This is a genomic window from Clostridium sp. MF28 (genome assembly GCF_002969175.1).
Taxonomy (GTDB): domain Bacteria; phylum Bacillota; class Clostridia; order Clostridiales; family Clostridiaceae; genus Clostridium; species Clostridium beijerinckii.
Genome location: NZ_CP014331.1, coordinates 513,141 through 532,555 on the forward strand (window position 1 = coordinate 513,141; position 19,415 = coordinate 532,555).

The following is a 19,415-nucleotide window of genomic DNA, read 5'->3' on the forward strand; positions in this document are numbered from 1 at the left end:
TTTATCTATATAGGATATATGCTTAAAAATGAAAGTTACTAATATAAATTAAAAATTATTTTATTCTTCCTGTAATTTAGCTTCTAAAAGCTTGTATTTTTCATTTTTGCGCATTTGAAATAGGAATGCTTCCACTAATTCAATTTCTTTAGGCAGATTAATAACCAAACGTTTATTACCATTTGCTGGTTCTATAAAACTAAATTCATATTTATATTTCATAATTTAATTCCTCCATATATTAATATAAAATAGATTCTTTTATACTATAATGGATTTCACATATTTCTTTTAGCAATATTATCTGTTCTTTTGAATTCTATATTTGATTCATTTTAATTTCACCTAACAAAAAAATATAGTATAGATATATTCTACCATAAAAATAAGAGCTTACATTACATAAACTCTTATCTAAATACATCCTATTTAACAATGATAAAAATCAACCGATTTGATCAGCTGGTATTATAACCCCAAATTGCTGATTTATTATATTAATTTTAAATATTTATAGTGCAAGATCCTTCCTTATAATCCCTTAAAAATAATGGAATTTGATCAATTGGTGCATCTACGAGTATTGTTTTCCCACCTTCCATTTCTTCTTTTGTCCATGCATTAGTCCAATTTGAACCTGCTGGTAGATATACCTCACGTTCAGTCTGACCTTTTTCCATAATAGGTGCAACTAAGATATTTGGCCCAAACATATATTGCGATTCATTTTCCCAACAGAGTTTATCTTCTGGAAAATCATAGAACATTGGTCGCATGACTGGAGTTCCTTTTTTATGTGCTTCTTCCATTAAAGTTGTAATATAAGGCATCATTGCTTCTCTTATTTTCAAATATTTCTTGCAGATTTCATATACCTTATCTCCATAAGACCATACTTCATTATCAGCACCAGATACACATTCAGCTCCGCCTGTTGTTCCATACTGAGGTTTGAAAGGCCAGCGATAACCATGAAGTCTCATAACTGGGCAGAAAGTTCCGTATTCAAACCAGCGGATCAATACCTCATGGAAATCTGGATCATCAATATGTCCTCCGAAGAATCCTCCAATGTCTGTAGTCCACCAAGGAATTCCTGCAAGTCCCATATTTAATCCTGCTGCAAACTGATTTCTGAGACTTTTAAAGGAAGAATGTATATCGCCTGACCAAACCAATGCACCGTATCTTTGAGATCCAGCCCATGCACAGCGTAGCAAATTAATTATACCTTCCTGTCCTTCTGCTTTCATACCATCAAAGAATGTTTTTGCATACATCATAGGATAAATGTTTCCTACCTGCACATTTGGTCCTAGATGATATCGGTAGTTTTCGAAATCATAAACACTATATTCAGGCTCTGCTTCATCAAGCCAGAAAATCTTCACACCCTTATCGTAGTAATTTTTCTTAGCTTTCTGCCATACATACTCTCTTGCCTCAGGATTAGTAGGGTCATAATGTATAGTATTTCCCATGAAATTCATACAAATGCGGAAACCTTTATCTGTTCTAACGAGCAATCCCTTATTCATCATTTCGTCAAAATTTTCACTTCTATAATCTACAGTTGGCCAAATAGATACCATCAATTCAATTCCCATGTCCTTAAGTTCTTTTATCATAGCATCTGGATCTGGCCAGTATGTTGGATCAAACTTCCATTCGCCTTGAAGTGGCCAGTGGAAAAAATCTACCACAATAACAGAGATAGGAAGATTACGTTTCTTATATTCCCTTGCCACTTCTAAAAGTTCTTCTTGAGTCTGATAACGTAACTTACATTGCCAGAATCCCATAGCGTATTTTGGCATCATAGGAACTTTTCCAGTTGCATCAGCATATGCTTCTTCAATCTCTGCTGGAGTGTCTCCTGCAGTAATCCAATAGTCCAGCTTCTTTGTAGAATATGCTTCCCATGTAGTAATATTCTTTCCAAAATTCACACGTCCCACTGCAGGATTGTTCCAAAGAAATCCATACCCCAAAGATGATAGAGCAAACGGCACGCTAGCCTGAGAATTTCTGTGTGCTAACTCTAAATCTGCTCCTTTCACGTCTAAGAACGGCTGTTGATATTGCCCCATACCATAGATTTTTTCATCTGGATTAGAAACAAACCTCATGCTTAGATGATAATCTCCTCCTATAATCGGCTTGAATTCTCTTCCTTCGACTTCTAGAGAACTACAAGTAGAACTATACATATCCTTACGATTACGAACATATTCCTCTAACAGCAATTCACCTTTCTGATTATAAAATTCCAATTTTCCAATCTGATTAATCACTGCTGTAATCTTACCATTTACGATTTTTGCACTATACTCCTCAATACTGATCTTAGCATTAGATGGTTTTGGTTCTATAAGCGCCCAATCCTCCATAGGCATATCTGGTTCTTTTGTGGATTTAATCCTTAAACTATTTGGCCCCCATGGCATGATAATAAGACGTTCTGCATCATATCTATAGCAAAGAGCTCCATCCTTTTCCTCAAAATATCCTAATAAAAATTCTCTGTTATCATCAAATTGTCCCATATTAATCCCTCCTATTTATTATTCTTCTCAGTCTATTGTGAATTTCTAAAGTATTTATTTTCCTAACTTTTTCCTGTTACATTTTAATTATTCTTTTACTGCACCACTAGTTAAACCACCGATTATATATTTTTGCATGAATATAAATATTGCTACTACCGGAATTATAGTGAGTGTACCAAAAGCCATTATTTTATTCCAAGCTAAACCGTATTGCCCCATAAAATTATAAATTCCTGCAGTCATTGGCCTCATGCTTTGCTCATTCATAAATGTTAAAGCAAATATCAGATCCCCCCAGGCAAATAAGAATGAAAATACTGCAGCCATTATAATACCTGGATAAGATACTGGAAGTATAATTCTTATAAAAGCTTGGAATGTATTGCACCCATCAACCCTGGCAGAGTCCTCCAGTTCCTTAGGTATGGATAAAAAATACGTTCTTAGTATAATTACAACAAATGGTATAGATATTGTGCAATCAGCAAGAATAGGTGATAAGTAGGTATTTAATATTCTAAATCTCCCAAATATTATAAACATTGGCGTTAATAATAAAGTTGCCGGAAGCATCTGAGTAATAAGAAATGATTGAATAAATAGTTTTTTACCTTTAATTCTATACCTTGCAAGACCATATGCTGATGGCACTGCAAAAAGCAATGTGATCACAAGAACCGAAAAACTTATGAAACAGCTGTTAAAAAAACTTTTGAATATGCTATATTCACCAGTTATTTGAGCAGCATATGCACTTAATGTAAGCTGTTCAGGAAAAAAGGTCGGAGGATTTCTAAATATTTCAGCATCACTTTTAAATGAACTTATAATTACCCAATATAAAGGGAATAGAAATATTGCTCCAACTATTACTGCTATAATATTTAAAATAATGTTAGTTCTCGGTTTAATATATCTTCTTTCCTCCAAATTACATCACCTCATCTTCTTTTATTAATTTTACATAGAATAGGCTTACTATAAATAGAGTTAAGAACAGAATATTGGCTACTGCTGAACCTTGGCTATAGCTATATTGATTGAATGATAGCTTATATGATAAAGTAGACAAAACTTCTGTTGCATTTACGGGTCCACCATTTGTCATTATAAAAACAAGGTCAAATACTTTAAATGTATAAATAAATCCGAGCATTAACACTGACAAAATTGCAGGTTTTATAGATGGAATAGTTATATAAAATAATTTTTGAAACCAATTTGCTCCATCAAGACTAGCACTTTCATAAATGGATTTAGGAATCGTACTCAATCCAGTTGTTAAAAGAATCATATTAAAAGGGATTCCAACCCATACGTTAGTTATAATAAGTCCCCACATTGCACTATTAGGCTGTAAAAGCCAGTCCAAAGGCTGATTTATCACATGAAAATTCATAAGTATTTGATTAATAACTCCACCACTTGGACTAAACATAAATTTAAATGATAATGCATTAATAGTCATTGGTATTAACCAAGATACCATAACCAAACCTCTTATAAATTTTGAAAAAGTGAATTCTATATTAAAGAACAATGCAAATGCAAAACCTAGCACAAATTGAAAAATTATGCATACAACAGTATAATAAAGAGTATTTCCGATAGCTACCAGAAGCACAGAGCTTTTAAATAATTCTATATAATTCTTAAACCCTACAAATTCTTTTATTGGACTGTTTACAGTCATAACATTAACGTCTTGCAAACTTAGTAAAATATTGTATATTATTGGATAACCAACAAATAATAGCATAAATATAACGGCTGGTACAATAAACATATAACCCACTCTATTCTTATGCATTTTACCACCTCTTTTCATTTTCTATTTAATATGGATAGAGGGCTTAATTAAAGCACCTCAACCATATTAACATTTACAAAAATCACTTTAATACCGCATCAATCTTTGTTTGAGCTTCATCTAATGCTTCTTGAGGGCTCTTCTGCATTGTCAAAGATTCTTGGTATGCAGTGTAAATTGCTTCAGAAATTTGAGGCCATTTTGGATGTGGTCCTCTAGGCATAGCATACTGCATTTGATCCATGAAAACTGCTTTATTAGGATCTTCAGTCCAAACTTTATCGTTAGCTAAATCTTTTCTAGGTGGAAAATATCCTGTATTATTTATGAAGTCTCTAACATTATCAGCCTTTCCAATAAACTTTAAAAATTCCCATGCTTCTTCAGGATGATGCCCTTTAACAATTCCTATATTCTCACCACCAAGAACTGAAGCATATTTCTGATCTTTAGGAATTTTTACACATGCCCACTTCATATTAGGAGCATCACTCTTAAGTGTTGAAAATTGCCATGGCCCATTTATCATCATAGCTGCTTTACCTGTAGCGAACTGCTTCTCAACACCAGGTTGATCCCAATTGATACATTCTTTACTTAAAGACCCATCTTTAAGTAGGTCTGTCCACAATTGAAGTGATTTTACTACTTCTGGAGAATTAACTTTTTCTACACTTCCTCCTGAAGATAATAAGAAAGGCATAAATTGGAATGTACCTTCTTCGCTTTTCACAGCAGATAATGACAAACCATAAACCCCATCTTTTGTAAGTTTTTTCGCAGCTGTTCTAAGCTCATCCCATGTTTGAGGAGGAGTAACTCCTGCCTGCTTAAGAAGGTCCTCATTATAAAATAACGCTAAACAATTGCTATCCATAGGAATTCCATAATTTTTGCCGTTATACATTGTTGACTTCCATGGACCTTCAAAATAATTATCTTTTTCATCCCAGTCTTTAACTTTATCTGTTATATCTTCAAACATTCCCATTGCTGCAAATGCTGCATGATCAGGATTGTCTATAACAGCAAGATCTGGTAGATTTTGTGCTGCTATTCCTACTGAAAACTGCTTCTTTATGTCTGCAAATGGTACATATTCATTTACTACTTCTACTTTATCTTGAGACTTATTAAATTTATCAACTAAATTATTAAATGATTTTTTTTCATTGTCGTTATAATAACTCCAAACTTTTAGTGTAACCTTCCCGTTAGTATTGCTAGCAGTTTGTTGAGTACTTGATGATCCGCAGCCAATCAAACCTAAAGAAAGTACAGCACTTATTATTAATGATATGGTTTTTTTCAATTTAATCCCCCCACTTTAAAATTCATATCTTCGACATAAACTCATTTAGATAAATGTAAACATATACAATACAGGATGCGCATCTGTTACTATCATTATATTTCTTAAAATATCCTAATCCAATTCCAAAGTTTTAATAAAAGTGTAAAAAACTAATCAATTTTATTTATGCATTGTAACGTATTTTCCTGCACAAACACCTGTAACGCTTTTAAAGACCTTACAAAAATATTTTGGATCATTGTATCCAACCCTCTTAGCAATCTCTCCTATTTTTAAATTACTGCTAATAAGTAATTCCTTGGATTTATTTATTCTGTATTCCTTTAAATAGCTTGTAAAATTAGTTCCTACTTCCTTATAAAATAATGTAGAAAGATATTCAGGGGTGACATTAAGGCTTGCTGCTATATTTTCTAATGAAATGCATTCTGCATAATCATTTATTATTTTATTAATAGTCTTATATACAATTAAACTGTATGATGCCTTTGAATCTTTATTATTTAATTCAGACACTATATTTATTATATTTTTTAAAATATCCTCTATTTCACACCAGCTTGTACTATTTTTAACTTTTTCTAATATTCTTTCATTATTAATTTTGATAAACAACTCATAATTAATATCTTTCATTATGTTAATTATTGAAATCACGAAACAATCTACACCATCTATGATACTATCTGGATGATATTTGCCTGATTTGCAATAACTTAAAAACTTATTTATTAAATTACTTAATTTAATATAGTCCTGCTCACCAATTGCAGCCATAATTAACTGCTCAATTTCCTTAGGATATTTAAAAGTTTTAGTGCATATGCTTGATATAGCATTCTCAGTAACTATAACATCCTTTTTCAATAACAATGACCATTTTAAATTCCTGTTTATTTCTTTCACTCTACTCGCAAGTTCATCAATTGAAATTAATTTAGAAAGACCAGCAACAATACAGTTTTCAAATCCATTATCACGAAATAAATTGAATAATTTCTTATTCAATTCTTTTTCAATATTTACTTCCGAATCTTTTGATGCAAATAAGATTAATATTTCATTATTATATTCATACTCTATAAGAATATATTTTAAATTTTCAATATGCTTAAACAAATTATTTATACATTCTTTTAATAAATTATATTTTTCAACATGAGTATTAAGTAATTTGGCTACAATAACATAATTAAAATTATATTCATTTATCTTACCTGAATAGTGTTCATATACTTTGTTAATCTTTATTTTCCCTTCTATCATCTCTATTATCATTTGTTCAAAAGTCATTATGTTAATTCTTTGATAACTTTCTTTTTCTATTTCCCTATCAATATCTTTTTCTATTTTTTCAAAGACATTTTTCAAGTCTTCAACTGTTATGGGCTTTAATAAATAATCAGTAACTCCAACTGAAATAGCTTTCTTGGCAAATTCAAATTCTGAATACGCTGTAATAATTATCATCTTAACCTTAATTTCAGATTCATTAAGCTTCTTAAGCATCTCTAATCCATTTAATCCAGGCATTTTAATATCTGTTATAACTACCTGTGGTTTTGTTTTTTCTATTATATTAAAACCTTCTAAGCCATCATTTGCTTCACCTATAACATGATAATTTTCGTTGATTTTAGGTAATAATTTTATAATTCCTCTTCTAGTCCTAATCTCATCTTCAATAACAACAATGTTCATATACTTCCCCCTGAAAACTTAGTTATTTTTAATATATCCAACATATATTATGAATAGAAACTCTAAGAAATATCTTATATAATTATTTTATTTTAGGTATTCTTATGCAAATACTTGTCCCTCTGCCAATTTCACTTTCTATATTGAACTTATAATAATCTCCATAATATATTCTAAGTCTTGATATTACATTTTCTATTCCAATATGCTCTCCTTTATTAATAATCTTGGCTTCACTTACAAGGCTATTAATATATTTTACTTTCTCACCATCCATTCCTTTTCCATTATCTTTTATAAAAATCACTATATCCGCTTCCTTTATTTCAATTGACACTTCTAAAATACCTCCAGATGTATAGCCCTCAAAGCCGTGTATAATAGAATTTTCGATTAGTGGCTGCAGCATAAGCTTGTGTATTTTAAATTCCGGAACTTCTTTATCAAACTTAATTTCAGTTTTAAAGGAATTATCAAATCTGCTTTCCTGAAGATATAAATACTGCTTAAGCCATTGAATTTCCTGTGAAAAAGAAACTATTTTATTACTTTGATTAATTGAATATCTTAATATTTGACCTAAGCTTTTAAGCATTTTACTAATTTCATACTCCTCCTTTTCAATTGCCATCCAGTTGATACAGTCAAGAGTATTATATAAAAAATGCGGATTAATCTGAGCCTCAATTGCTCTTATTTCTGCTTCTTTTTGCAATTTTACTGCTTCAGAAGTTAAATTCATCTGAATCCTAAGTTTTTCAACTAACTCATTAATATGAGATATCATCTTATTAAAGGTTAGTGCAATTATAGAAAACTCATCAGTTATATCCTCCTCTATCCTTACAGATAATTCTCCTTTCTGAGCTTTCTTCATTGCCGCAACAATTTTTCTTATGGAACTTGTCAACCTATTGGAAACTAGCACTATAAAAAATATGAAAAAGAGTATTACTATAACAATAACTATAATAATAATTCTTATGCTCAGATTTACTTCAGAAAACAATTTATTTTCATCAATTATATTAACAATATACCAATTACTTATTTTTAAGCTCTTAGTGTTTACAATTAGTGAATTTCCTTTTACAATATGAGAATTAATTATAGTATTGTTTAGATCCTCTGAATTTCTATCTTTTTTATTAGCTAAATAATATATATTTTTCCCAATATAATTTCTATCTTCATAAGATACTATTGTACCTTCATTATCTATAATTAATGAATATACATTGATATTATTGGCATGCAGATCATCTGAATTTAAGTTATAAGTCTTTTGTAAAACGTCTTCATTTATGCTTATACAAAGAACTCCGATTATTCTGTCACTTGTAAAGTCAATTATATTTGAATACACATTGATCAAATTATATGTTTCTTCTACCAATGGCTGCGTATATGACATTCCGCTCCATATTGTTCCGTATCTGCTAGTCTCATCTTCATAATCATTTTTTTCAATTATATCGTCATACTTTTTCCAGATATCTGGTATTGCATGTCCATTTATTCTGTTGTATGAAGCTATCTTATGATTTTTATTAGTACGTATATCAATATTAACAATTCCCAGTTTTGAATAAGCGTAAACAGTTAATTTGCCTTTAATATCATTCAATGCCACTTGGGTATTTATATCCGTATTACTTCCAACATCATATTTATCAATCAGTTTTGTGAGTTCATCATCGCTGGCAATCTGCATATCTAAATCTTCATAAGAAGAAAGAGTAGTGTTTATACTTTTAGCAGATTGTGTAAGACTGAAATCCATTAGCCTTGATATTTTATTTTCTATTTTATTAGTAGAATAATAATATGAAAATATCTCAATAGATAAGATTGGTAATATGGAAATAATCAGAAATGATGATATTAATTTTGTTTTAAAACTAGCCTTTTTTATATGATTAAATCCCATATTGTAAAAATACTTTTTAATACTCATAATATTCATCTCATTTCTTACGAATTATCAGAATCTATATTTAATAATTTATTTCTAAAATATAAAAAAGATAGATTATTTACTTTTTAAATATTCTATCTCTAATTATATAACATTTTTATTTAAATTACTTATTTTACCACAAGTTTCATATGTTGATATTAAAATCCCTATATTATAATCAACTTCTTTAATTGTTCCAACCTTTACAAACATCAATCCATTCATCATAACCAGAATACTTTTCTAATTCTTCTATGGTCACCTCTATTGCGCTATTACCACTTCCGCAAGCAGGAAACACAGTTTGAAATCTTTTTAATGATTCATCAAGATAGACTTTTACACCTTCATTTATAGCAAAAGGACAAACTCCACCAACGGCATGACCAATTAAGTTTTCAGTTTCCTTTAGTGTAAGCATTTTGGCTTTTGCCTTAAAGTGTGCTTTGTACTTTGGATTATCAATTTTCGCATCCCCAGCAACTACAATTAAAATCGGATTTTCAGCTACCATAAATGAAAGCGTCTTTGCAATCCTACATGGATCACAATGTAATGCTTCTGCTGCAAGTGCTACTGTTTCACTTGACACGTCGAACTCTTGCACACGATTATCAATACCATATTTTTTGAAATACTCTTTAACTCTTTCTATTGCCATATGTAAAATCCTCCTCGTTTTCTACTTTAAAATTACACTTTTTATTCTATTTAGTTGCAGCGTATTATATAAAAATCATATTATTCAATTTAGTTAAGAATATTCTTAACTAAATTAATTTTGTATAGCAAAAGCATTCAGTTGTATGATCGTTAACCATTCCTACTGCTTGCATAAAAGAATAACAAATTGTACTTCCAACAAATTTAAAACCATCTTTTTTTAGTTGCTTACTCATTTTATCACTTAATTCATTTGAAGCTGGAACTTCTCCTATGCTTTTCCATGAATTAATGATAGGCTTATTATCTACAAACTTCCATATATAATTAGAAAACGAGCCACACTCTTCTCTAATCTTCAGAAATGCTTTTGCATTAGTTACGACACTTTCAATTTTTCTTCTATTACGAACAATGCCTTTATCTTGCATTAATTGCTCTAATTTTTCTTCAGTATATTTCACTATCTTTTCAGCCTCAAAATTATCAAAAGCTTCTTTATAGTTTTCTCTTTTTTTAAGAATAGTCCACCAGCTTAAGCCTGCTTGAGCTCCTTCTAAGCACAGCATTTCAAATAGTTTCCTATCATCATATACCGGCACTCCCCATTCCTTATCGTGATATTCAATATATAATTCTTCTTTTGTCACCCATTCACATCTTTTAATAATTTGAATCACTTCCTCATTAAGCAAAATTCCAAACCTTGCTGTATTTTTCACCGTTTTTTACATAAATCCAATCTTTATAAATACGTAAAAGTGTTAATTAATCTATATTATAAGGATATTTTACCATAAAATAAGAGCTTACATTACATAAACTCTTATCATAGATATCCTTATATTTTTCTGAACTCAAATCTTGGAAATAAAAATATTGGAATTGTATAAGTCTTGTTTGCAATTCCACCTTGCGTTACCCCTTTTAGATAAACTGCAAAATTAATTTTTCCATTAGCTAGTGATTTTGTTATGGTTTTACCTGGATTCTTACCAGCCTTAACTCTATTCCGTAAACATGCCCATTTTCCCTATCTCTGTAGACAAAATCAAGCTCTCCATCACCATAGATCCCAAACATAGGAACTGTAGATATCTTATCCAAAAGACAGTGGTAAACAAACGTTTCATTTAATAACCCACCGGATTCCGATGCTAATAGGTTTGCTTTTTTCATCACATAATTTGCCATACCAACATCTGACAAGAAATATCTTTGCCTCTTTTTTATATTGGTAAATTCAAAATCTATAAGCTTATCACAGTCTTTAACAAATTTTGACGTGTAAAACCATTGAAGTACTCTATTACAATTTTCCTTCGTGATATTACTTGAATATTGTTTGGTTATTATTTGCTGTAATTCTTCCGTATAACTGCTTTCCTTAATGCCTTTTTTTCCTCTAGCTAGAATTTCAATTATTGCGCTTATGCAGTCTTCAAACACTCTTGTAGTCAATATATCTCCATCAAAATATCTTGAAGATTCTTCACAAAATACTCTTAATAATTTTTCAAACAAATCATTAATATTTCCCTTGTGATTTCTTAAGTATTCGCATACTATCTCTGGATAACCGCCAACTTCTAAGTAATCTTTATACTTATCATAAAATAAATCATAATCCTTTTTATCGCCATCTCCATACAAATCTAATGACTCATAAGCTTGTGTTAAATTAAGCGCATTAATAAATTCAGTAAATGATAATGGCTTTATTTCAAGGAAGTCTACATCACCCATTGGAGACCAAAACTCTTTCTGCATAACAACTCTTCCTAAATAACTTCCAGTCATGATAAAATGTGCCTTAAATTCCCTTGCAAATTGCCTTATCATATTATAAATCTTATAAGATTCTTGTATTTCATCTATTATAATTATGCATTCTTCATTGTCTTTAAAATTATTAGAGAATCTCTTAAACATCTCTTTTAATGTATTTGTTTTTTCCCTGTCTAGTTTTCCTGATAGACGTTCTTCTTTTATTATATTATAAATTGTAAGTAAGTCCTCCCCTGTTTCTTCCAACAGATTTATATATATTAAATGCTTATAATTTTCTCTTGCAAATTTTTTCACTAAATAAGTTTTTCCTACCTGTCTTGCACCTTCTACTAATAGTACCTTATTATTATGATTATTTTTCCACTCTAATAGCTTTTTATATGCATCTCTTTTAAGATCTATTATTTGTTTTTCCACGTTTCTCACTTCCTTACAATTCAAGCTATAATCTTGTCTAGTTTCTACTAAATTATATCTTAAAATTTATTTTTCAATAATAATTTTACCACTATTTAAATATACCAGCAATAAAGCCTGTAATTTTCTAAATTCTTATCTTTTTTAATTTTACGTGCTAAATTATAGCTTTATCTTTCTACTTCTCTTTTGCTCATACATCAATTTATCTGCACATTTCAAAATGTCATGGATATCTTCCTTAGAGTTACTACAGCATGCCACTCCATAACTGAATTTAAGTTCATATGGTTTCTCTTTAGTTTTATTATATTCCTCAATGTTTTTATTTAAATTTTGAATATAATTATCAACTATTTCTTTCCGCTCAACTTCTAATAAAATTAAAAATTCATCCCCGCCTACGCGTATCAATTTTTTTCTTCTTAGTGGAAAACTATCAATTAGTAGATTAGCAAACATTTTAAGTGCTTCATCCCCTTCGTTATGCCCATATTTATCATTAACACTTTTAAAATCATCTATATCAATATTAATTATAAAAAGCTTATTAATCCTCTTAAAAGATATATTTTCAATATAGCGTTCATAGGATGAATAATTTTCTAATCCCGTCAGCCTATCTCTATGTACCTGATCATTTAATATGAAGATATAAATAATAACTATCATCATTGCAGTTCCATTCCAAATAGTTAGATAACTAGAATATACAATCTGAATACCTGTAAATACTCCTGCTGCAATATAGAATAAATTAAATATACGAAGCTCCCACCAAGAAAACCTTTTACGCTGTTTGTAAATAAAATATAAGTTGTACCCAAAGTAAAAGTAACTTACACAAGGTAATATAAAAAATAAAGGTCCACGTTCATAAGTATTTCCACTAGTTACATAGAAAAGCAAGTTTACACTATAGCTTACAAATGCCATTATCCCATTTATGAATAGGGGTAATAAAAGTATTTTATTTAGTTTGATTTTCTCTTTCTGATACCTATTTACCCATTCTTTACTGAATATATATCCTAGAAATGGAATGATAGGAGTCACTGTAAATCCAAGAACATTGACAATCTTTTGCATTACCATAAATTGTTTTAAATTTGGATTATTTAATATAACGCTTAAAATCTCTAGCATTATGGCAAATGCTGTTAATCCCATTATCCACATAAATAATCTATTGGTTATATTTTTTCTATTCATATTAAAATAAGTATGTCCAAATAAAATAAGCAATAAAATAAATAAAACTATATTAACTTGAACCGGTGAAAAAATTGCCATAATATATTAACTCCATTTCTATTAAAATATAGGATATACTTATAATTATTCATAGATCATACTTAATGATTCTTTTATAACTCCAATTTTTAAAAATATCTCGACCTCAAAGTGTATAAAATTACCTTTATCATATTATACCACCACAATAATACTAATACAGATAAGTTTCGATTATTTATTTATATTTTAAAATATAAATAAATAATCATTATATTGATTTCTTTTCATTTTTACTTTCTTCAAGTTCCATCAAGAATGAAGGCTTTATAGTTAAGAATCCTTTTTCATTATTGCATATACCTGCCCAATCTAAAATCGCAAATATTACAAAGCCTGGGCCAAATGCGCTTTGTCCTTCTTTCACTCCATGTACCTTATGTGCAACATAGCCTTCCACTGAATTCATTGGAAGCTTATCATTTCCAAGTCTAGCTCCTTTTGATCTAGCACTTCCTTTTGGCGCTTTCCCCCCATTATTTATTACAACTTCTACGGCTGCATTAAATGCTTCCCATGTTAATTGATCTGGAACAGGTATCTTAGGTGAAACAAGTCCATTTTTATTTAAATCGTAACTTATTTCACAAGAATCACCTCTAAATAATTTAATAGATGCATGTCCACCAGATTCATCTAACTTTTCTCTAATTTTTCTTGTAACAAGATTTCCTATACATACATCATTTCTATTTATATCTAAGGTCACTTTATCTTGCTTTTCTGCAATTTCATTTTCATTATTAATTTCTTTTTCCACTAATTTAATTTCTTCTACATTATCTATAATTTCTCTATCACTATTCTTACTTTTAATATCTTCTTTTTCTATTAAACCCAAATTCATTGAATTACATTTCAAATTTTGTTTTTCTTTAATCTGCTTTATATGATTTTCTTTTACATCTTTACTAACACATGTATAAGACTTTAATTCATAATATAGCTCAATAATCTCACCTGCTGCAAATACTTTAGAAGAATTACTTATAAGCTTTTCTATCGTTTTGTTTAAAGTATATCTATTAATAACTTTTATATTCTCTGATTGAACTTCCATTTTCTTTATAATGCATCTCTCACTAAAAACTATAATTGACTTTACTAACTTTTCGTCTACTTTCAATAATTTTATTAAGTATTTTATATGCGTATTATTTTGCTTTATTGGATTATAAAACTTTTCCTTCTGTCCGTTCTTTAAAGTTTGCATCCAATACTTACTTTTCTCATCTCCAAAGATCCAACCACTATAATTTTTTGATTCTAAAACATAAATTCCTGTCTCATGCAAATATATTAAATCAATCTCTGTTGTTTCTCCATTTTCCTTTGGTAAGTATACATTAGTAAGTATTCTATGCTCCCCTTTTATTTTTTCTAAAATATTGAAGGATAGATACTCTCCATATTTCCCCTTGTCCATCATAACTCCAAAGAAACCATTTCCTGATTCTTTTTTGTAATTGCTTTTATCGTATTTACTCTTCTTTAATGTTAAAACAATAATAATTACTAAAATTATTATAATATATAACTCTATCATATAATTTCTCTCCCTTTACCCTTAATTTAGCAATCAAATAATTAAATTACATATTCTATACATAGTAACTATATTTTAACATAAATAGTTGATGCTTATATAAAGTTTTATCAAAAAATCATTTTGCCCTCAAGCCCTCATATTTACTACAACTCATAACGCTGTTGCTTGTGCTCAGTATCACATTGCCTAGATGAAAAAGCTATCAAAGCACAGGTTTGTGCAGCATTTAACAGACATGTTATGCTTGATCCTGCACACTGGAATAACTCAGCCTATTTCTATAAAGATGCTCCTGCAAATTACTTTGCAAAATTCTGGCATGATCATTCTTATGAAAACAAATCATATGGCTTCTGCTATGATGATGTTTTCGACTTCAGCAGCACATTGCATGTAGCTGACCCTAAGTATGCAATAATTAATGTAGGTTGGTAATAAATTAAATAAATTAGACCATAAGATTTGTAAAAAGATGCTGTATCAAAATTTGATGCAGCATCTTTTTTATTTTCTTAACTACTTTCATCAAACTAAAATACTTTATATTACATGCAAATTCAAAAAAATGAGCCAAGATAATCTTAGCTCATTCTTTTACATAAAACTACAACTCCCTTTATCTATTATTGAATTTGCCATAAAGCTGGTACAGCACTTGGTTCCCAACCTACTAATGAAGTGTGAGCCTGAATACATTTATAAGTACCGCCATTGTAAGTTACAATATCTCCAACTTTGTATGCATGATTTGCAACCCATGCATTGTTAGATTCAGAATCTGGTACATTTACTGTAACTTTGTTAGAGTTAATAGAATTTGTACTATCATATAGAACCACTGTATAATCATAGCTTCCCTTAGCCTTATTAGTAATAGCATAAGAAATGCTAACTTCTCCTACACCTGAAGTTAGAGCTCCCGTAGAAGCAACTGTTGTTCCTTCATATATCTTGTAGCTTGTTGCAGTATTATTTTTTGGAACTACAGCCGTTAAAGTATATGCTCCATTATTTACTGAACTAGCAGATAATATTGCTGGTTGTAATGTGTTATCTCCTGCTTTTGGAACTGTTACAGTTATTTGATTTGAAGTAACTGTATTGCTTCCATCACTTAATTCAGCTTTGTAGATGTATGCCCCTGGAGCTTTTGATATGGCATTATAGTTAAGCGTCTTAGTAGGTTGTCCAGCTGTTAAATTTCCTGAAGCTACTACTGTTGTTCCCTCATAAATCTTATAAGAAGTTGCGGTATTATAAGCTGGAACTTCTGCAGATATAGAATAGCTTCCATTAATAACTTCTGAAGAGCTTAATACTGCTGCATTAAGTTTATTTACAGGTGGAGTTAAATTATTAAAATAACCTCTAAAATAATTAGACCAATTAAAGTTTGTATATTGATCCCAATTTATTGACCAAGTCATAAGACCTCTTAAATTAGGATATTTATTGTTAATCTTATAACTTCCAACTGTTCCACCATTGATTAATCCATCTAAAGCACTTTGTACCTCAGCATTTGAAACATATCCATTTCCAGCAGAATTACAACATGGAACACCAATAACTACTTGATCTTGTCTTAATGCTGGGAAGAAATAATTAGAATCATTATTTACATTAAAACCTGTTAAAAGCATATCTGCTAAAGAAGCATAGAATTCTCCACTTCCCATTGATTGAGCTTTACCATTAATGTCATTTATTGAACCTGAATTATAATATTGCACTTGAAGCCAGTTCAACTCATCTCTAAGTCCATAGATTACTGGTAAAAATGCTCCAGCTCTGTTATCTACATATGAATTTAATCCACCATAGTACGTATGTCCTAGTTGTACAAAGAATGTTTCAGGTGCCATAGTTAATACGAATTTACTACCATACTTAGTCTTTAATTGTTTTAAAGCACTAATTGTATTAACTATAACAGGTGTTGTTGGATTTTTAAAATCTTTGTCCCCTGCATTTAAATATAGAGAATGTCCTTCAAAATCTACATCTAATCCATCCAATCCATACTTATCAATAATAGTACTTACAGAATTAACAAAGGTATTAACAGATGTGGAACTTGTTAGTTGAACCTCACCATTTTGTCCTCCAATAGATAACAATACTTTTTTTCCTTTACTTTGAAGATATTGAACATCACTTTTAAACTCAGTCTCTGTTTCATTATATGGGGTGAACCTTATATCCCCCGAAGTAACAGATGTTGGTTCTCCAAATGAAAGGTTAATAACATCAAAGTTTGACGAAACGTCCTTGAGTTTAATGTCTCCTGACCCATTATTAAAATTGTGCCAGTAGCCTACTAGTACATGATTGGGAATACTACTGCTTGTTACCGCAGATGCACTATTTGAATTACCTAATACCACTCCTGTAACCATAAGGCTTGCCATAGCCATGACTGAAACTATCTTTTTTAAAAATTTCTTTTTACTCAATACTTTTCTCTCCCTCACTTTAAGATTTTATTTATTTTGCCAAAAATATTAGTAAACTGGAACCCTTTTATAAAACATTTAATTTCCCTATTAATATTCATATTGCAATTCGAACATATGAAGAAGCATAATGATACATAATCTACTATAATACTAGCCATTCACAGTTAAATCTAAAAAAGATGACTCCTGAAAAGTACAGAAATCATCTTTTAGAAGCTGCATAGCCCCTTTTTATAGAGATCTATTTTAAGGTTTATGCTTTCTCTTTTATATACATTTAATCTATTAATATTTATCCATTACTATACATAACTTAAAATATTAATCTACAGTATCTTTAAATGTAACAACTTGATTTCTATAACTATCAACCTTAGCCTTTACTTGATTAGTTGTAAGTGCTGTATCCTTTTCATGGAATACTCAGTCTACATATTCTGCATTTATATTAATACCCATAAAGCAGGAACATTTGATGGTTCCCATCCTACCAATGAAGTATGAGCTTGAATGCATTTATAATTCTTACCATTATAAGAAACTATATCTCCAACTTTATATGCAGTATTAGGAGCCCAGCTTCCAGTCGTAGGATTGCTTGAAGCCTTAGTAGTGGCACTGGTAGAATTACTCCAACTGCTTGTTCCATTAGCATTCTTAGCTCTAACAGCATAAGTATGTGTTGAATTCTCAGTTAAACCACTATTAACATAAGGTGATGTTACATTACTAATAATGTTATTATCAACTTTTAAATCATAGCCTGTTGCACCTGATGATGCGTTCCAAGACACATTAATACTAGATTGATTGCTAGCAGCTGCAGACAATCCACTTGGAACAGCTGGTGCTGTAGGTGCTGGTGTTGGATTATTATCCCCGTGCTGATATACACGAACATAATCTACATACATTTTAGCTGGGAATGGAGTTGATCCATCAGGATTACCTGGCCAATTTCCTCCAACTGCTAGATTAAATAATATAAAGAATGGTTTATGGAATTCTTCAGTACCATTAATATTATTTGCTATGTTAGCTTCTAAATATTGTGTTCCATCTACAAACCATTTTATTGATGAAGCGTCCCATTCAATTGAATATACATGATATTGAGTTACATCGATATTAGGTGAAGCAGCGCCATACTGTGCATGCGTATTGTTACCAGTGCTATCCCAATGTATAGTTCCATGGATTGCACTTTCATTATTTATATGTTCCATAATATCTATTTCGCCACATTTTGGCCAACTAACTTGAGAAATGTTTTCTCCTAACATCCAGAATGCAGGCCATATACCTTGTCCAGCTGGTAACTTCATTCTTGCCTCTACTTTTCCATAAGTCCAGTTTTTTAATCCTTGGCTTTTTAAGCGAGCAGAAGTATAATTCATCCCATTGTAATTTTCTTTTCTTGCTTCTATAACAAGATTTCCATTTTCAATTCTTGCATTTTCAGAACGATTGGTATAATATTCAAGTTCATTATTACCCCAACCGTCTCCGCCAGTTTCATATTTCCAATTTGATGTATTTATACTTGTCCCATTAAATTCATCACTCCATGCAAGATTCCATCCTGTATCAGCTTTCGCTGTAACTGTTGGAATAAATGATGAAACCATAAGTGAAGAAATAACTAATGACATAATTAGTTGTTTTTTTCTTTTCATAAAAATTCCCCCTATACCTCTATTTATTATTATTAGTAGTAGTTTACTCCCCCCTTATTTACATAAATATTTTATTAAACTTTGTTACCTTTTTGCTGAACTTTTTTCATATCACCTCCTAAATTAATTACTTTTAACGTACACTATATTATACGTAAAAAGATTCTATTTAAGTGGGATAAATTATAAATTAGAACAAATTATACATTTATTGTATAATCGAATGCATGAA

The 19,415-nt window shown here is 30.1% G+C and carries 16 protein-coding genes and 1 pseudogene; 2 read left to right on the forward strand and 15 right to left on the reverse strand.

Features of this window, described 5'->3' with window-relative positions; translation table 11 throughout:
* Positions 1 to 60: 60 nt before the first annotated feature.
* The 13 genes from AXY43_RS27440 to AXY43_RS02150 form a co-directional block, all read right to left on the reverse strand.
* The gene (locus tag AXY43_RS27440; protein ID WP_171983626.1) at positions 61 to 222 is read right to left on the reverse strand and encodes a hypothetical protein; all 162 of its coding nucleotides are present in this window, start codon (positions 220 to 222) and stop codon (positions 61 to 63) included.
* Positions 223 to 503: 281 nt separating this feature from the next.
* Positions 504 to 2,546, reverse strand: a complete 2,043-nt coding sequence (locus AXY43_RS02100; protein ID WP_023976073.1) for a glycoside hydrolase family 31 protein — start codon at positions 2,544 to 2,546, stop codon at positions 504 to 506.
* Positions 2,547 to 2,633: 87 nt separating this feature from the next.
* The gene (locus tag AXY43_RS02105) at positions 2,634 to 3,479 is read right to left on the reverse strand and encodes a carbohydrate ABC transporter permease (RefSeq protein WP_105410896.1); all 846 of its coding nucleotides are present in this window, start codon (positions 3,477 to 3,479) and stop codon (positions 2,634 to 2,636) included.
* Between the two features lies 1 nt (position 3,480).
* A complete protein-coding gene (locus AXY43_RS02110; protein WP_031276110.1) occupies positions 3,481 to 4,359 on the reverse strand; it encodes a carbohydrate ABC transporter permease in 879 nt (292 codons plus the stop codon).
* An 82-nt stretch (positions 4,360 to 4,441) separates the two neighbouring features.
* Entirely contained in the window at positions 4,442 to 5,671 is a 1,230-nt protein-coding gene (locus tag AXY43_RS02115; protein WP_017210700.1) for a sugar ABC transporter substrate-binding protein, read from the reverse strand.
* A gap of 162 nt (positions 5,672 to 5,833) precedes the next feature.
* Positions 5,834 to 7,375: a response regulator transcription factor gene (locus AXY43_RS02120; protein ID WP_105410897.1), complete on the reverse strand. Its 1,542-nt coding sequence runs from the start codon at positions 7,373 to 7,375 to the stop codon at positions 5,834 to 5,836.
* 82 nt (positions 7,376 to 7,457) lie between these two features.
* Positions 7,458 to 9,332: a sensor histidine kinase gene (locus tag AXY43_RS02125; RefSeq protein WP_181246046.1), complete on the reverse strand. Its 1,875-nt coding sequence runs from the start codon at positions 9,330 to 9,332 to the stop codon at positions 7,458 to 7,460.
* Positions 9,333 to 9,437: 105 nt separating this feature from the next.
* The gene (locus AXY43_RS28355) at positions 9,438 to 9,563 is read right to left on the reverse strand and encodes a hypothetical protein (RefSeq protein WP_257792335.1); all 126 of its coding nucleotides are present in this window, start codon (positions 9,561 to 9,563) and stop codon (positions 9,438 to 9,440) included.
* Positions 9,523 to 9,996 (reverse strand): YbaK/EbsC family protein, encoded by a 474-nt coding sequence (locus AXY43_RS02130; protein WP_105410899.1) that lies wholly within the window; start codon positions 9,994 to 9,996, stop codon positions 9,523 to 9,525. The genes AXY43_RS28355 and AXY43_RS02130 overlap by 41 nt, the downstream gene beginning before the upstream one ends.
* 109 nt (positions 9,997 to 10,105) lie before the next feature.
* Entirely contained in the window at positions 10,106 to 10,678 is a 573-nt protein-coding gene (locus AXY43_RS02135; RefSeq protein WP_174775795.1) for a DNA-3-methyladenine glycosylase I, read from the reverse strand.
* 292 nt (positions 10,679 to 10,970) lie between these two features.
* Entirely contained in the window at positions 10,971 to 12,206 is a 1,236-nt protein-coding gene (locus AXY43_RS02140) for an AAA family ATPase (RefSeq protein WP_243099154.1), read from the reverse strand.
* A 162-nt stretch (positions 12,207 to 12,368) separates the two neighbouring features.
* Positions 12,369 to 13,499: a GGDEF domain-containing protein gene (locus AXY43_RS02145; protein ID WP_105410900.1), complete on the reverse strand. Its 1,131-nt coding sequence runs from the start codon at positions 13,497 to 13,499 to the stop codon at positions 12,369 to 12,371.
* Positions 13,500 to 13,710: 211 nt separating this feature from the next.
* On the reverse strand, positions 13,711 to 15,045 hold the full coding sequence (locus AXY43_RS02150; RefSeq protein WP_105410901.1) for a nuclease-related domain-containing protein: 1,335 nt from the start codon (positions 15,043 to 15,045) through the stop codon (positions 13,711 to 13,713).
* A 168-nt stretch (positions 15,046 to 15,213) separates the two neighbouring features.
* Here AXY43_RS02150 and AXY43_RS02155 point away from each other — a divergent pair, with 168 nt between their 5' ends.
* Positions 15,214 to 15,483, forward strand: coding sequence for a beta-1,3-glucanase family protein (locus AXY43_RS02155; RefSeq protein WP_242986070.1), 270 nt, complete (start codon positions 15,214 to 15,216; stop codon positions 15,481 to 15,483).
* Between the two features lie 188 nt (positions 15,484 to 15,671).
* On the opposite strand, the gene AXY43_RS27445 is transcribed toward AXY43_RS02155, so the two are convergent.
* Entirely contained in the window at positions 15,672 to 17,504 is a 1,833-nt protein-coding gene (locus tag AXY43_RS27445; protein ID WP_206608162.1) for a carbohydrate-binding protein, read from the reverse strand.
* Positions 17,505 to 17,638: 134 nt separating this feature from the next.
* Here AXY43_RS27445 and AXY43_RS27450 point away from each other — a divergent pair.
* A pseudogene (locus AXY43_RS27450) lies at positions 17,639 to 17,731 on the forward strand (IS3 family transposase); the annotation flags it as partial.
* A 219-nt stretch (positions 17,732 to 17,950) separates the two neighbouring features.
* Here AXY43_RS27450 and AXY43_RS02165 read toward each other — a convergent pair.
* Positions 17,951 to 19,183: a family 16 glycosylhydrolase gene (locus AXY43_RS02165; RefSeq protein ID WP_105410902.1), complete on the reverse strand. Its 1,233-nt coding sequence runs from the start codon at positions 19,181 to 19,183 to the stop codon at positions 17,951 to 17,953.
* Positions 19,184 to 19,415: the final 232 nt, after the last annotated feature.

Bases quoted from the DNA above. Each gene is read 5' to 3' on its own strand.
- AXY43_RS27440 (WP_171983626.1), bottom strand. From the start codon at position 222: ATGAAATATAAATATGAATTTAGTTTTATAGAACCAGCAAATGGTAAT.
- AXY43_RS02100 (WP_023976073.1), bottom strand. From the start codon at position 2,546: ATGGGACAATTTGATGATAACAGAGAATTTTTATTAGGATATTTTGAG.
- AXY43_RS02110 (WP_031276110.1), bottom strand. From the start codon at position 4,359: ATGCATAAGAATAGAGTGGGTTATATGTTTATTGTACCAGCCGTTATA.
- AXY43_RS02120 (WP_105410897.1), bottom strand. From the start codon at position 7,375: ATGAACATTGTTGTTATTGAAGATGAGATTAGGACTAGAAGAGGAATT.
- AXY43_RS02125 (WP_181246046.1), bottom strand. From the start codon at position 9,332: ATGAGTATTAAAAAGTATTTTTACAATATGGGATTTAATCATATAAAA.
- AXY43_RS28355 (WP_257792335.1), bottom strand. From the start codon at position 9,563: ATGATGAATGGATTGATGTTTGTAAAGGTTGGAACAATTAAAGAAGTT.
- AXY43_RS02130 (WP_105410899.1), bottom strand. From the start codon at position 9,996: ATGGCAATAGAAAGAGTTAAAGAGTATTTCAAAAAATATGGTATTGAT.
- AXY43_RS02145 (WP_105410900.1), bottom strand. From the start codon at position 13,499: ATGGCAATTTTTTCACCGGTTCAAGTTAATATAGTTTTATTTATTTTA.
- AXY43_RS02150 (WP_105410901.1), bottom strand. From the start codon at position 15,045: ATGATAGAGTTATATATTATAATAATTTTAGTAATTATTATTGTTTTA.
- AXY43_RS02165 (WP_105410902.1), bottom strand. From the start codon at position 19,183: ATGAAAAGAAAAAAACAACTAATTATGTCATTAGTTATTTCTTCACTT.